This window comes from Kitasatospora sp. NPDC088346, assembly GCF_044740765.1.
GTDB lineage: Bacteria > Actinomycetota > Actinomycetes > Streptomycetales > Streptomycetaceae > Kitasatospora.
The window spans coordinates 1-12,996 of the sequence record NZ_JBIURH010000038.1; the positions used below are offsets into that span (position 1 = coordinate 1).

At 73.1% G+C, this 12,996-nt stretch carries 13 protein-coding genes; 7 read left to right on the forward strand and 6 right to left on the reverse strand.

Going from position 1 to position 12,996, the window contains the following annotated elements; genetic code table 11:
• Nucleotides 1-610 precede the first annotated feature (610 nt).
• The gene (locus ACIOFR_RS31970; RefSeq protein WP_401002733.1) at nucleotides 611-2,548 is read left to right on the forward strand and encodes a BTAD domain-containing putative transcriptional regulator; all 1,938 of its coding nucleotides are present in this window, start codon (nucleotides 611-613) and stop codon (nucleotides 2,546-2,548) included.
• A gap of 265 nt (nucleotides 2,549-2,813) precedes the next feature.
• Here the strand turns inward: ACIOFR_RS31970 and ACIOFR_RS31975 are convergent, their stop codons facing one another.
• The 3 genes from ACIOFR_RS31975 to ACIOFR_RS31985 all read right to left on the reverse strand — a co-directional run bounded on the left by ACIOFR_RS31975 (nucleotide 2,814) and on the right by ACIOFR_RS31985 (nucleotide 4,685).
• Complete coding sequence (locus tag ACIOFR_RS31975; protein ID WP_401002734.1) at nucleotides 2,814-3,227, reverse strand: spore-associated protein A; 414 nt, start codon at nucleotides 3,225-3,227, stop codon at nucleotides 2,814-2,816.
• 141 nt (nucleotides 3,228-3,368) lie between these two features.
• A complete protein-coding gene (locus ACIOFR_RS31980) occupies nucleotides 3,369-3,758 on the reverse strand; it encodes a peptidase inhibitor family I36 protein (RefSeq protein ID WP_401002735.1) in 390 nt (129 codons plus the stop codon).
• A gap of 108 nt (nucleotides 3,759-3,866) precedes the next feature.
• Nucleotides 3,867-4,685 (reverse strand): hypothetical protein, encoded by an 819-nt coding sequence (locus ACIOFR_RS31985; protein ID WP_401002736.1) that lies wholly within the window; start codon nucleotides 4,683-4,685, stop codon nucleotides 3,867-3,869.
• 510 nt (nucleotides 4,686-5,195) lie between these two features.
• Between ACIOFR_RS31985 and ACIOFR_RS31990 the strand changes: the two genes are divergently transcribed.
• The 3 genes from ACIOFR_RS31990 (at nucleotide 5,196) to ACIOFR_RS32000 (ending at nucleotide 7,161) form a co-directional block, all read left to right on the forward strand.
• Entirely contained in the window at nucleotides 5,196-5,606 is a 411-nt protein-coding gene (locus ACIOFR_RS31990; protein ID WP_401002737.1) for a spore-associated protein A, read from the forward strand.
• Nucleotides 5,607-5,914: 308 nt separating this feature from the next.
• On the forward strand, nucleotides 5,915-6,187 hold the full coding sequence (locus ACIOFR_RS31995) for a BlaI/MecI/CopY family transcriptional regulator (RefSeq protein WP_401002738.1): 273 nt from the start codon (nucleotides 5,915-5,917) through the stop codon (nucleotides 6,185-6,187).
• A gap of 26 nt (nucleotides 6,188-6,213) precedes the next feature.
• Nucleotides 6,214-7,161 (forward strand): M48 family metalloprotease, encoded by a 948-nt coding sequence (locus ACIOFR_RS32000; protein WP_401002739.1) that lies wholly within the window; start codon nucleotides 6,214-6,216, stop codon nucleotides 7,159-7,161.
• Between the two features lie 36 nt (nucleotides 7,162-7,197).
• Here ACIOFR_RS32000 and ACIOFR_RS32005 read toward each other — a convergent pair whose 3' ends face one another.
• On the reverse strand, nucleotides 7,198-7,866 hold the full coding sequence (locus tag ACIOFR_RS32005; RefSeq protein ID WP_401002740.1) for an ABC transporter ATP-binding protein: 669 nt from the start codon (nucleotides 7,864-7,866) through the stop codon (nucleotides 7,198-7,200).
• Between the two features lie 284 nt (nucleotides 7,867-8,150).
• Here ACIOFR_RS32005 and ACIOFR_RS32010 point away from each other — a divergent pair, with 284 nt between their 5' ends.
• Entirely contained in the window at nucleotides 8,151-8,966 is an 816-nt protein-coding gene (locus ACIOFR_RS32010) for a cysteine synthase family protein (protein WP_401002782.1), read from the forward strand.
• A gap of 66 nt (nucleotides 8,967-9,032) precedes the next feature.
• Here the strand turns inward: ACIOFR_RS32010 and ACIOFR_RS32015 are convergent, their stop codons facing one another.
• Together ACIOFR_RS32015 and ACIOFR_RS32020 are read right to left on the reverse strand one after the other, a co-directional pair.
• Entirely contained in the window at nucleotides 9,033-10,526 is a 1,494-nt protein-coding gene (locus ACIOFR_RS32015) for a sensor histidine kinase (RefSeq protein ID WP_401002741.1), read from the reverse strand.
• Entirely contained in the window at nucleotides 10,519-11,193 is a 675-nt protein-coding gene (locus ACIOFR_RS32020) for a response regulator transcription factor (protein WP_401002742.1), read from the reverse strand. The genes ACIOFR_RS32015 and ACIOFR_RS32020 overlap by 8 nt, the downstream gene beginning before the upstream one ends.
• Nucleotides 11,194-11,324: 131 nt before the next feature.
• Between ACIOFR_RS32020 and ACIOFR_RS32025 the strand changes: the two genes are divergently transcribed.
• Nucleotides 11,325-11,858 carry a hypothetical protein gene (locus ACIOFR_RS32025; RefSeq protein WP_401002743.1) on the forward strand — a complete coding sequence of 178 codons (534 nt, stop codon included), beginning with the start codon at nucleotides 11,325-11,327 and terminating at the stop codon, nucleotides 11,856-11,858.
• A gap of 55 nt (nucleotides 11,859-11,913) precedes the next feature.
• Nucleotides 11,914-12,711 (forward strand): hypothetical protein, encoded by a 798-nt coding sequence (locus tag ACIOFR_RS32030; protein WP_401002744.1) that lies wholly within the window; start codon nucleotides 11,914-11,916, stop codon nucleotides 12,709-12,711.
• Nucleotides 12,712-12,996 lie beyond the last annotated feature (285 nt).

Here is a 12,996-nt window from a genome sequence, read left to right on the forward strand (position 1 = left end):
CCTGGCACCTCACCCCCGCCAGCGCATAACCAGAAGGGGCCGCCCGGCCCGCAGCCAGACAGCCCCTCAGCAAGATCTTCACGAGCCTTCTAGGGCCTGATCCGGCCCGCCGGGTGCGACGGAGGAGTCACCGCGCGCGCGAAGAATGTCCGGCGCGGCGCGGCCGGTTGCCGGACGGCACCGCCGGCACGTACCGCGCCCGATCGGCCGCCCTGAGCGCGGCGAACGTCTGCGTGCAGTGGGGCGGCGGCTCCTGCGCGGGCATCTCGTGGACCAGCGGCTGGAGCCACTGCGGCTGACGTCCGGTCGCCCCTGTGCACGGTTGTTGTCCGGCTGTCCGGCTGTCGGGCTGTCGGGCTGTCCGACGGTGTGTTCGGGCGTTGTCAGGACGTTGTACGGACTTTGTCAGGACAGCGGAACGCCTTGCACTTGTACGGGAATGACCGTCCATCACCAACTCGACGGCCCTGACAACCAGTCGTCGCACAAGATCTTGTCCGTCAGCACGGTGCGCCCGGAAAACCCGCGTGCACCGCTCGGAGCACCGACGGCGCAGGAGAACAGGCGAGTGGAATTCGGGATCCTGGGGCCCCTTGTGGTCCGTGACGGAGTGCAGACCCGTACCGTCCCCGGCGGCAGGCAGCGGGCGCTGCTCGCGGCGCTCCTGATCCGGCACGGGCAGCCGACGTCGGCGCAGTTCCTGACGGAGGCCGTCTGGGACGGGCACCCGCCCAGGAGTGCCACCGCCGCCCTGCGCAACTACGTGATGCGGCTGCGCAAGGCGCTCGGCGCGGCGGGTGAGCGGATCGAGACCACCGCGGGCGGCTACCGGATCAACGTCGACGCGCAGGAGTTCGACCTCCAGAGCTTCACCGTCCTGCGCGACGAGGGCATCGCTGCGCTGCGCCGACAGGACTTCGAGCGCGCCGCCGCCCGGCTGGACGCCGCCCTCCAGCTGTGGCGCGGGCCCGCGCTGGCCGACATCCCCTCGGACGCGCTGCTCCGCAAGGAGGCCGGGTGGCTGGCCGAAGCCCGCCTGGACGCCGTGGAGGCGAGGCTGGAGGCACAGCTGCGGCTGGGCGGCGACGTCCGGGCACTCGCCGCCGAGCTGCAGACACTCACCACCGAGCACCCGGAGCGGGAGCTGCTCTGGGCCCAGCTCATGACGGTGCTGTACCGCAGCGGGCGGCAGAGCGAGGCGCTGGCCGTCTACCAGCGGGTGCGGCAGACACTGATCGAGGAGATCGGCGTCGAGCCCGGCAGGGAACTGCGCGAGGTTCACCAGCGCGTCCTGCGCGGTGACCCCGCCCTCGACGGGCCGACCCGGCCCCGCCCCGAGCCGATCGGCATCAACTCCGCGAGCGCCGGCGCGGCAGCAGACACAGGCGCCGACGCTGGGGCCGGGGCGGCCGCGGGCGCGGCCGGGCACCCGGCGCCCGACCGGACCGCGCGCTGTCGACCGGCGCTCGCCGTGACGCCATGTCAGCTACCCCCGGCACTGCCCGACTTCACCGGTCGTGCACGGGAGACGTCCCTGCTCAGCGGACGGCTGACCGCCCTGGACCGTACGGCGCCGTTCACCGCCGTGATCTCGGGCCAGCCCGGCGTCGGCAAGAGCACGCTGGCCGGCCAGGTCGCGCACGCCACCCGGACCGCGTTCCCGGACGGCACGCTGTACGCCGAGCTCCGCGGGACGGACGGCAGCCCGGCCCTTCCCGCCACTGTGCTCCGAACTTTCCTGATCGCGCTCGGCGTTCCCGCCGACCTGGTGCCGGTCGGACTGGAGGACCGGATCTCGCTCTACCGCTCGCTGCTGACCGGCCGTCGGGTCCTGGTGGTGCTGGACGATGCCCGCGACAGCGCGCAGGTCCGCCCGCTGCTGCCCGGCGACCCCGGCTGCGCGGCGCTGGTCACCAGCCGCCACCGACTCGCCGACCTGGTCGGGGCACTGCCGCTCGAACTGGACGTGCCGTCGGCGCCGGAGGCCGCGCTGCTCCTACGGCGGCTGGTCGGAACCGCACGGTCGGCAGCCGATCCGCAGGCAGCCACCCAGGTGGTCGCCGCCTGCGGACGACTTCCGCTGGCGCTGCGGATCTGCGCGGCCCGGCTGGGCGCGCGCCCCGGCTGGAGCATGCGGCACCTCGCGGACCGCATGGCCGACCAGCTGATGCTGTTGAACGAACTGCGGGTGGGCAGCCTGGACGTCAGGGCCAGTGTCGAGCCCAGCTACCGGGCACTGGAGCCCGCCGCCGCCCGGGCCTTCCGGCTGCTCGCCACGGCCACGGACGACCCCCTCTCGACCGTGCAGGCCGCCCAGGTGCTGCACCTTCCGGTGCCGGCTGCCGAGCACCTGCTCGAACGGCTCGTCGACGCACACCTGCTGCTCACCGACGCGCCCGGCCGGTACCGCTACCCGGCCCTGCTGCGGGCCTTCGCTCGCGAGCAGGGCGGCCTGCGGCCCGGGGTGGTGCCGGCGCAGCAGGACAGGCGCGCCGCCGCCGAACGGCCGGTCACGCTCGCCGACCTTGGGTGCGCGCTGGGCCGCTGAGGTCTGATGCGGTGCCCTGCGCCGTGCACGGCTCCCGGACGGGCGCAGGAGCTGTCGTGGATGTCGGAGCGTCCTCGGCTGGGCACTCGTCGGCCGGCGCCTCGTCACTGCCGCCGGGCGCGGGACGCTCCGGTGCCCGGCGGCAGTCGACGGCCGTCCCACCCGCAGGACCTCGCCGGCCTCGACTCCGTTCGGCAGCGGGCAGGTTGGCCGTCGGGCGCGGTCGAACCGTCAGAACGACCTGCGCCGGCGAACCTCCACCGCCTCAGCCGCAGTGGGAATCGAGCTGCTGTGCCGAGTCCCATTCGATCTGGGCGATCCAGTCGATGCACTGGCCCGGCGCGTGCACGTAGACCGGTCCGGCGTAGGAGCCGTAGTAGTCGCCGTCCTTGTACCAGGGATTTCCCCCGGTGGCGAGGCTGATGGATGCGAGCACGTACACCGGGCTGCCGGGGCTGTCTCGGACCGTCACGGCACAGTTCTGCCCGGTCGAGCTGTTGTACGTCAGGAACGCGGTACCGCCCTTGAGCGACATCGAGTCGACGACGCGGTAGCCCGAACCGCAAGCCCCGTTGTAGTCGGCGGCCTGCGCCACCGAGGGGACGGCGACCACGGCGCCGGCCGTGGCGACCACGGCGACGCCCACGCGGGCGAGAGTCTGCTTGATGCTTCGCTTCATGAGTGTCGGTGCTCCGAATCTGCTGGTGGATCAGGTGTGCGGCGATTTGGCGCGATTCCTGCTCTTGCCGCGGTATTCGCCAAAGCCGGGCCCCGCTACGCGAGAGCGCGTACCGGGGCCCGGTTTCCAGGTGGGTGGGGATCAGCAGTCGTGGGCGAACTTCACCGAGGCGTTCTCGTTGTACGTGTTGACCAGGTTCTCGGCATTGCGGAAGTTGAACATGTCGCTCGGGCCGCTGTAGTTGGAGTTGTAGTGCACCCAGACCGTCACGCACGTGTTGGAGACAACCGACGCGGCGTTGTTCTTGACGTGCTGCCCTCGGCCGTTGCCGGGGCTGGTGAAGGTGTACCCGGCGAGGTCGGGAATGCTCGTCGGTACCACCATGTGGGAGCCCTGCTGGTTCGAGTTGTAGAAGAGGCAGAATGCGCCTTCCGGACAGTCGCTGGTGTCGGCCTGCGCGGTGGTGGCGAGGGCGGGGACGAGCAGGGCAGCGCCCAGGGCTGCTGCGGCGAGCTTGAGGGTACGGTTCATTTCTTCTGGTCCTCTCTTGATGGACGTTCCAGGCGTGTATGCAATCCCCCGGCCTGTCGGGGGAAGGTCGGGCACGCCCGGACGGGAAAAATGTGTCAGCCCACTACTTCATCGATCGCGCAGCACGGCGTCGGCCTTGGCGAGTTCCTCGGTCTTCGCCGCGAGCGCCGCCGCGAATTCGGCTGGTTGCCGTGCGATCAATTCCTTCTGTAGGGAAGCCTCGACCGCGAGCCAGGTGGCGATCAGATCCACTTGCTGCTTGCAGGTCACGTCGGCCGTCGCCACTTGGATCTCCAGCGGTGTGGGCGAGTCCCCCAGGAAGCGGGGGTCGCTGATGGCATCCATCGGACTGGGGTAGGAGTAGCCCTTGTTCCTCATGCAGCCGGACCACGCCTCGAATGCCTGCGTGACCTGCGGCGCCGACGTACTGGCCTTGAAGGTCTGGAAGTTGGCCTGCTGGGCCACGCTGCTCGGGCCCAGTTCCCCCGAACCGGCCAGGCCCCGCTTCGCCTCCTCGTAACAGCCGCCGGGTGGTACCGGTACGCCGTTGACCTCGAACTTCGTGTCGTCCGCACCGGTCTTCCCCGGGAGGTGCCCGGTGAGCACCTGCTGCTGCTCGGCGGAGAACTGCGTCGGGTGGACCGGGTGGGTGCGCGGGTCGCGGTCACCCAGGTGGTAGCCGTTGGCCGCCACCTCGGCCTGGTCAGTCACGCCGTACCGGCGGTCCGTGAACGTGCGCGGTCCGGTCTGCGGGCCGGCGGGGCTGACGGCGTAGTCGAGACCGAACCGCTGCAGGCACGCCTTGCGCAGCACGGCTCCCGCCCCGGCCAGCTTCTCCGTCTCCGCCTCGGAGAAGAGATACGTCTCGATAGGAAGATGCGGATCGGCGCTCGCCGGGAGCGCGGACGGAGACTGCGTGGTCGGCACCGCCTCAGGGGCCGGCTCCCCGGATGACGAACAACCTGTCAGGGCAAGGCATATGAGCCCGGCCAGGCCGGCCAGCCGTACTCCCGCACTGCTGCCGGTCGATCGCTGATGCACGGCGGAACTCATACGCCGACGGCCTCGATCGCGGTCGCCGTTGCACTCATGGCCGGGTGTTTGCACATCTTCCGCATCTCGTCCTGCGTCCTCTTCCGGTCCGTTGGCAGTGGGCCGCCGGGTGAGCCCTTGCCCTGGGACGCCATCGTGGTGCGCGGAGATATCACCGTGGTCTCATCCCCGTCATACCCGGCGGCGCCGGTGGGGAGCCTCGGCACCCGGGTCGGTCCTGCCGGGCGAGCCCGAGTTGCCGGGGGCAGCCGGATTTCCGGTGCGTGTACGCGCTACCCCGCGATACCTGCGAGAGACCATGATCACCTAGCGTCGCACAACAGGTCGCGCCACCGCCCGAGCCCGGGCGCCGCACGGACGCGGCCCCCGTGCGAGGGAGTTCTCATGCGCCAGCTCGTCCACCGTGCCACCACCGCCGTCGCGGTCGCGACCGCCGCCTTGGCCGGAGTGGTTCTCGTGCCCGGTTCGGCCGAGGCCGCCGTCTACAACGGCGCCTGCGGGAGCGGCTACACCGTCGTCGACTCCCTGGAGGTCGGCGACTACGGGACCGTCTACCTCACCTACAGCCGGTCCACCGGCAAGAACTGCGTCGTGAACGTGCGCGACAACCCGGGTGCTCCGCTGTACATGAACGCACTGGTCCGGGTGGCGGGCTCGCAGGACTGGATCGGCGACTACGGCCAGTTCACCACCTACGCGGGCCCGGTGTACGTCTCCGCGGCCGGCACCTGCATCGACTGGGGCGGCGAGATAGAGACCGTGTACGTCTACCGCCAGAACGTCCACTGCGGCTGACCGCCGCGGCGCACCGGCACACCGCAACGCACCGGCACCGCAACGCACCGGCACCGCCGCGTACCGACACGGCACCCATGAGGGCGGCGATCTCCGCGGCCCCCTGGGGCCTCGGGGACGGGTTCCTGCGGCGGCCCGACCCACGGGCCGTAGGCTTTGCTGAGGGATACCCGACCAGCCACCCGAAGGGCCGGGCCGGCAGAGGGAACAAGGCGGAGCACGATGGAGCAGGGCAGCCCGGAGGCGAGACGGCCGCACGGCGAGCTCGCCGCTGAGGTGATGGCCGTGCTGTGGCCTCCGCGGAGCCGATGACTCCGCAGCAGGTCAACCGGGCTCTCGGTCGGGCGCTGGCGCGCACCACGGTGGCGACCATCCTGATCCGCCTGCACGAGAAGGGGACCCTCGTCCGGGTCCGCTCCGGCCGGGGCTACGCCTACGCGCCCACGGATGACGCCGCAGGGCTTGCCGCAGGCCGGATGCATCGTGCACTCGACGCGGAAGCTGATCGCGACCTTGTCCTCAAGCGGTTCGTCTCCTCGCTGTCCGGCCACGACGAGGACCTGCTGCGTGCGCTCCTCTAGCAGGCCGAGAGCGCCGGGGACGGTCCATGACGCTGGTCCTGGTCCTGGTCCTGGTCCTCGCGGCGCTGGTCTTCCCCTGGGCCGCGGCGGCGGCCGCTCGGCGCATGGCTTCCGCCCTCCCTCCCAGGGAAGCCTGCGCGGCGATCACGGGGGCGGCCGTCCTCGCCGCCGCCGGAACGGGGGCGGCCCTGGTCGGCCTGGCCCACGTGCCCTTCCTCGCCTTGTTCGAAGGCCTGTCCCTCGCCCGGGTCGCAGCCGCGTGGCCGGCGGCTCTGCCGGTGGCCGGCGTCGCGGCGGCGGTGCTTGCGGCACAGCTCGTTCTCGTGGCGCGTCGCTGGTCGGGGCACCGCTCGCTCCTGGCCCGAACCTGGGCCGATACGGCCGACGCGGAGGCGGAGGGCGACCTGCTCGTGGTGACGGGTGAGAACCCCGACGCCTTCGCCCTGCCGGGCCGAGGGCTCCGGGCGGGGCGCGTTGTCGTCACCCGCGCCATGCTCCAGGTGCTGAACGCCCGTGAGCGCCGCGTGCTCGTCGCCCATGAGCGGGCCCACCTCGCCGGGCGCCATCACCTGCTCTCGGTCACGGTCCATCTGGCCGCCGCCGTCCATCCGGCCCTGCGGGTTCTCGGCCCGGTGTTGGACTTCCACCTGGAGCGGTGGGCCGACGAGTCCGCCGCCGAGGCGGTCGGCGACCGGCGTCTGGCCGCGACGGCCCTCGCGCGTGCGGCCCTCGCCGGCGCGTCCGCCGGCCGCGCGGCCCGCGGCCCGCTGCTGTCGGTGAGCACGGGGCCGGTCCCGCAGCGCGTCCAGGCACTCCTCGGGCCCCTGCCGACCCGGCCCGCGGCGCCCTCCGCCCAGGCCGCGGTCGCGGGGCTGGGCCTGGCGGTGCTGGCTTGCACCGTCTCGGCGGCTGCTGTCGCTTACGGCCTGCACGAGTACGTGGAGCTGGCCTCCCGCGCGATCCGGGGGCACTGACCCGGATCCGGGTGACGACACCGGTGTGGACCGTGGTCAGGGTGCGGCCGGGTGCGGCGTGCACGGTTGCGTGCCGGGGGTGAGGTGGAGGGTGTCGGCGGCGTGGGCTGCCACGAGGTTCAGGTCGTGGGTGACGAGGACGACGGCGAGACCCCGGGCGGCGCGCAGCTCGCGGAGCAGGGCCATGATGCCGTCGGCGGTGGCGGCGTCGAGGGCGGAGGTGATCTCGTCGCACAGCAGGACGTCGGGGTCGGCGGCCAGGGCCCGGGCGATGGAGACGCGTTGGCGCTGTCCGCCGGAGAGCTCGTACGGGTGGCGGGTGGCGTGGTCGGTGGGCAGGCCGACCGCGGTGAGGAGTTGGGCGACCCGGGCCGGGTGCTGGTCGGGGGGCGCCGTGCGGTGGAGGGTGAGCGGGCGGGTGAGGGTGGCGCCGACGGTGCGGGCGGGGTTGAGCGCGCCGAGGGGGTTCTGCGGCACCAGTTGGACGCGGCGCAGCTGTTCGCGGGTGCGCGAGCGGTGTGTGCCGGTGAGCGGCCGGCCGTCCAGGGTGACGGTTCCGGTGGTGGCGGGGTGGAGGCCGGCGAGGGTGCGCAGCAGGGTGGTCTTGCCGCACCCGGAGGGGCCGACGATTGCGGTCAGGGTGCGGGGGTGCACGTCGAGGTCGACGCCGGTGAGGACTTGTCGGCGGGAGCGGCCGGTGCCCACGTGCGCGGTGAGGGAGCGGGCCGTCAGAACGGCGTCGCCGTCCGGCTCCAGGCGGATGGTGGGGGTCGTGGTGGTGTGCTGGGCCGGGATGCCTCCGCTGGGCGCGGTGGGGGCGTGCAGGGTGTGGGTGGTGTCGGCGCAGCGGGTGACGAAGTCGGGGTCGTGGCTGGTGAGGGCGATGGTGATGCCGTCGTGGCGGGTGAGGTCGCGGATGAGGTCGGCGATGTCGTCGCGCAGGGCGGCGTCGAGGCCGGCGGTGGGCTCGTCCAGGAGGAGGCCACATCATCGAGTCGACCTCCGGCAACACCGGCCTCGGCCTCGCGGTCGTCGCCGCCGAGCATGGCTACCGCTTCACCGCCGTCGTCGACAACCACGCCGCCGCCGACAAGCTCCGCGGCATGAAGGCCATGGGCACCCACCTCGTCCACGTCGACGAGGACGGCGACGGCGAGGAGCTCCACACCGCCGCCCGCGAGGAACTCGCCGAGGACATGGCCCGGGGCAAGGACAACACGTTCTTCACCGAGCAGCACAACAACCCGAGCAACGCCGTCGGCTACTACCCCGTCGGCCGGGAGATCGCCCAGGCCCTCGACAACCGCGTCGACCTGCTGATCGGCGCGGTCGGCACCGGCGGCGGCCTGTGCGGCACCGCCCGGGAGCTGAGGAAGCACGTTCCCGACGTCACGGTCGTCGGCGTCGAACCCAAGGGCTCCATCGCGTTCGGGCCGCCCGCCCACGACTACTACCAGTCCGGAACCGGCACCCCCGAAGGCGCCACCATCGGCCTGCTCGTCGACTACGACCTCATCGACGAAGGCGTCAAGGTCGGCGACATCGAGGCGTTCGCCACCGCCCGCGTCGTCGCCCGCCGCACCGGCCTGCTCATCGGCGGCTCCGCCGGCGGCGTCGTCCACGACGCCCTGACCCGCCTGACCACCCTGCCCCCGGACACCGTTATGGTCGCCTTCATCAACGACGGCGGCGAGAAGTACATGGACACCGTTTTCAACGACGAGTGGATGAACGCCCGCCAGCTCATCGACGAGGCCGTCGAGGCCGACATCGACGAGACCCTCACCAAACTCCGCAGGAACTGACTCGCCATGCAGCAGCTCGCCACCTGGGCCCGGGACGGCAGGGCGCTGGCCGCCCTGCGGACGGGGTCAGTCCGATGCGGTGCCGGGCCGCGTGCCCCCGTCGCCCGTGGCGGGTCCCCGCCGGGCGGGGAGGCGGGTGCGGAAGGTGCAGCCCGCACCGATGTCGTCGATGGTGAGGGTGCCGCCGTGGATGGTGGCGATGTCGCGGGCGATGGACAGGCCGAGGCCGGTGCCGCCGTCGTCGCGGCTGCGGGCGTCGTCGAGGCGGGTGAAGCGTTCGAAGACCTTCTCGCGGCCGGCGGGGTCGATCGCGGGCCCGTCGTTGGTGACGTCGATGACGGCCTGTCCGGCCTCGGCGTCGAAGCCGAGGCGCACGGCGATGGTGGTGCGGGCGTGGCGCTGGGCGTTGTCGAGGAGGTTGGTGAGCAGCCGTCCGAGCCACATCGGGTTGCCGGTGGTGGTGAGGCCGTCGGTGAGGTCGAGGGTGACGGCGTGCGGCTGGGCGTGGCGTCCCTCGGCGGTCGTGCGGACGAGGTCGGCGAGGTCGATGTCCTCCTGTGGCCCGTCGTGGCCGGTGGCGTCGAGGCGGGCCAGCAGCAGGAGGTCGGTGGCGAGGGACTGCAGCCGGTCGGTGTCCTGGAGGGCGCCGGCGACCATGGTGGCGCGGACGGCGGGGTCGGGGTGGGTGTGAGCCACCTCCAACTGGGTGCGCAGGACGGCGAGGGGGCTGCGCAGCTCGTGGGAGGCGTCGGCGATGAAGCGGCGCTGGCGGACCCCGGCGGCCTCCAGCCGGTCGAGCATGGCGTTCATGGTGTGGGCGAGGCGGGCGATCTCGTCGTCGCTGCCGGGTTCGGGGACGCGCCGGTCGAGGTCGCGGTCGCCGATCCCGGCGACCTCCGAGCGGATCACCTCCACGGGGCGGAGCGCGCGGCCGGTGGCACGCCAGGTGACGATGCCGACGGTGGTGACGAGGAGGGCGCTGAGGGCGGCGAGGGCGGCGGTGGTGAGGTCCGCGGCGGTGTCGGCGGTGTGCAGGGACGCGCCGACGCGGACGGTGACCTGGCCGGTGGGGGTGTCGGCGGTGAGGGTGGTGACGCGCTGGTGGTGCTCGTCGCCGAGCGCTTGGAGGTCGAAGGTGTCGTGCCCTTCGGAGGTGCCGGTCGGGGTGAGCGCGGGCCGGCCGGCGAGGTTCTGACTGGACGCCAGGACGGCGCCGGTGGTGTCGGTGACCTGGACGAAGTCGCTGCCGTGGTCGAGCGGGATCGGGTTCGGCAGGTGGCCGTCGGCGGCGAGCCGCCCTACCACCTGGGCCTGCTCGCGGGCCCCGGCCTCGACACTGCGTACCAGGTTGGCCCGCAGGAGCAGCAGCACGGCGGCCGACGCGACGAGGAGGACCACCGCCACACTGACGCACGCCGCGAGCGTGGTGCGGGTGCGGACCGACCGGGGTGCCAGACGGGCGATCAGCGCGGCGATGCGGGGCCTGGCCGTGATCTGCCGCAGGGCGCCGGCGGCGCGGCGGCGGGCGGAGCCGAGCAGCCCGGCCCGTGGGTCAGCCACCGTCGGCCGCCAGCCGGTAGCCGGAGCCGCGGACGGTCTGGACGGCACTCCGGCCGAACGGTGCGTCGATCTTGCGCCGCAGGGCGCTGATGTGGACCTCGACGGTGTTGGGATCGCTGTCGGCGGAGTCCCAGACCTCCTCGAGGAGGTCCCGCTTGGAGACCGCTTCGCCGGCGCGGCGGGCGAGGTGGTCCAGGAGCGCGAACTCCCGCGGGGTGAGCGCGATCGGCGTACCCGCCCGGGTGCAGGCCCGGGCGGCGGAGTCGACGACCAGGTCGCCGAGCACGGTGCGCCGCGGGGCGCGGGAGCCGATCCGGCGGGCGAGCGCCTTGAGGCGGGCGATGAGGACGACGAACGAGAACGGCTTGGACAGGTAGTCGTCGGCACCGGTGTCCAGGGCCTCGGCCTCGTCCCACTCGCCGTCCTTGGCGGTGAGCATCAGGATCCCGGCGTCGCTGCCGGCGGCCCGCAGCCGCGAGCACACCCGGTAGCCGTTGAGGCCGGGCAGCATGATGTCGAGGATGATCACGTCGTAGGAGTGGTCGGTGGCCCGGGCCAGGCCGGACAGGCCGTCGTGGACGATGTCGACGCTGAACCCCTCGACCTCCAGGCCGTGCTTGATCGCCAGGGCGAGCCGCTGTTCGTCCTCCACCACCAGTACGCGCATACCTCCAGGGTGGCAGGTCGCCGACGTGGACAGCTGAAGGCGTCTTCAGGTCTTCAGCAACCCTTCAGCCCCCTCTCGCCATGCTGGGCCCATCGACCGGGCACGGTGCCCGGAGACATCGGGGAACCGGGGTGAGCACGGTGGACGAGTCCGCGGGCGGGCAGGAATTCCAGGAACCGCAGGAGGAGCAGGTGCCGACCGGGACGGTTCGGCGGTGGCGGCCCGGGCGCAGGGCGCGCTGGGGCGGTGCGGCCGCGGTGGCGGTCCTGATAGCCGGCAGCGCGGTCGCGGTCGCCGCGCACCACGGCTTCGAGGAGAGGGACGGCCGGGCCTCCGCCCACGCCGACGGCCACGGCCACGACCACGGCCACGGCCACGACCACACCCGTGCGGACGGCCGCGACGGCGAGCAGAACGACGAGCACGGCGACGCCGGCCCGGCCCCGGCCCCTGCGCCGCTGCCGTCACTCGACGCGGCGGACGCCGTGGTCAAGGCCTCGTCCGCGGTGCCCGGCGGCAAGGTCGAGTCGCTGCGCGCGGTGTCCGTCACCGGCGGCGGCCGGGCCTGGCAGGCGGTGGTCCTCGGCCCGGACGGCGTCCGGCACGTGGTCACCGTCGACGGCGCCACCTCCGCGATCACCTCCAACACCGTCCTCGGCGGCTGACGCCCCGTCACCCGACGGCGCGGCCACGGCCGCGCCACGAAAGGAGTGCGCCGCTGTGAGCGCCACGACGACGGCCGGTGCACCCCGGCTCCACGACCGTCCGACCGGCGGGACGTGGAGCAAGGTGCCCGCGGTGACCGCCGGATTCTGGGCGGTGAAGGTCCTCACCACCGGTATGGGTGAGACCACCTCCGACTACCTGGCCCGGACCCTCGGCCCCGTCCCGGCGGTCGCCGGCGCCGCCGTGCTGCTCGCGGCGGTGCTCTACGCCCAGGCCCGGGCCGACCGCTACCGGCCGGCCGTGTACTGGGCGGCGGTGGTGATGGTGAGCGTGTTCGGCACCATGGCCGCCGACGTCGCGCACGTCGCCGTCGGAGTCCCGTACGCGGCCTCCGCCGCGGCGTTCGCCATCGCGCTTGCCGCGGTCTTCTGGCTGTGGCGCCGCCTGGAGGGCACCCTCGCGGTCGACACCGTCCGCGGTGGGCGCCGCGAGGTCTTCTACTGGGCGGCGGTGATGGCGACCTTCGCCCTCGGCACCGCCGTCGGCGACCTGACCGCCGCCACCCTCGGCTGGGGCTACCTGCCCTCCGGCCTGCTGTTCACCGCCCTGATCGCCGTACCGGCGCTCGGCCACCGCGCACTGCGCCTGCCGCCGGTCCTCGCCTTCTGGTGGGCATACGTGCTCACCCGCCCGCTCGGCGCCTGCTTTGCCGACTGGGCGGGTGTGAGTCGGCAGCGCGGCGGCCTCGACCTCGGCACCGGCCCGGTCAGCCTGGTCCTGGCTGTGATCATCGCGGCGGCGGTCCTCGGGCTCACCGCCGGATCCCGCCGCCCGGCCCGCGCGGACGCCTGACCGTCCGGGCCCACCTCATCCGGTCGGGCGGGAGCGCCCCACGGAGCGCCCGCCCGACCGGACCCGCGCTGTCACCACCTGCCTGCGGCCTCGGGCCCTCCGAAGACGTTCGGCCCGCCTCGGGTGTCCGCTGATCGACAAGTTCCACGCGGACGGACGCGGCCCGATCCAGGGGTTCCTGAAGGCACCTTCAGGTCTTCAGGAACCCATCAGCGCCGCTCGGCCATGCTGGACCTGACTGTTCGGACACGACGCCGGCCACCGCGAGGCACGACCGTCCCGCGA

Bases quoted from the DNA above. Each gene is read 5' to 3' on its own strand.
- ACIOFR_RS31990 (WP_401002737.1), top strand. From the start codon at position 5,196: ATGCGCCAGCTCGTCCACCGTGCCACCACCGCCGTCGCGGTCGCGACC.
- ACIOFR_RS31975 (WP_401002734.1), bottom strand. From the start codon at position 3,227: ATGAAGCGAAGCATCAAGCAGACTCTCGCCCGCGTGGGCGTCGCCGTG.
- ACIOFR_RS31980 (WP_401002735.1), bottom strand. From the start codon at position 3,758: ATGAACCGTACCCTCAAGCTCGCCGCAGCAGCCCTGGGCGCTGCCCTG.
- ACIOFR_RS31995 (WP_401002738.1), top strand. From the start codon at position 5,915: ATGACTCCGCAGCAGGTCAACCGGGCTCTCGGTCGGGCGCTGGCGCGC.
- ACIOFR_RS32020 (WP_401002742.1), bottom strand. From the start codon at position 11,193: ATGCGCGTACTGGTGGTGGAGGACGAACAGCGGCTCGCCCTGGCGATC.
- ACIOFR_RS32000 (WP_401002739.1), top strand. From the start codon at position 6,214: ATGACGCTGGTCCTGGTCCTGGTCCTGGTCCTCGCGGCGCTGGTCTTC.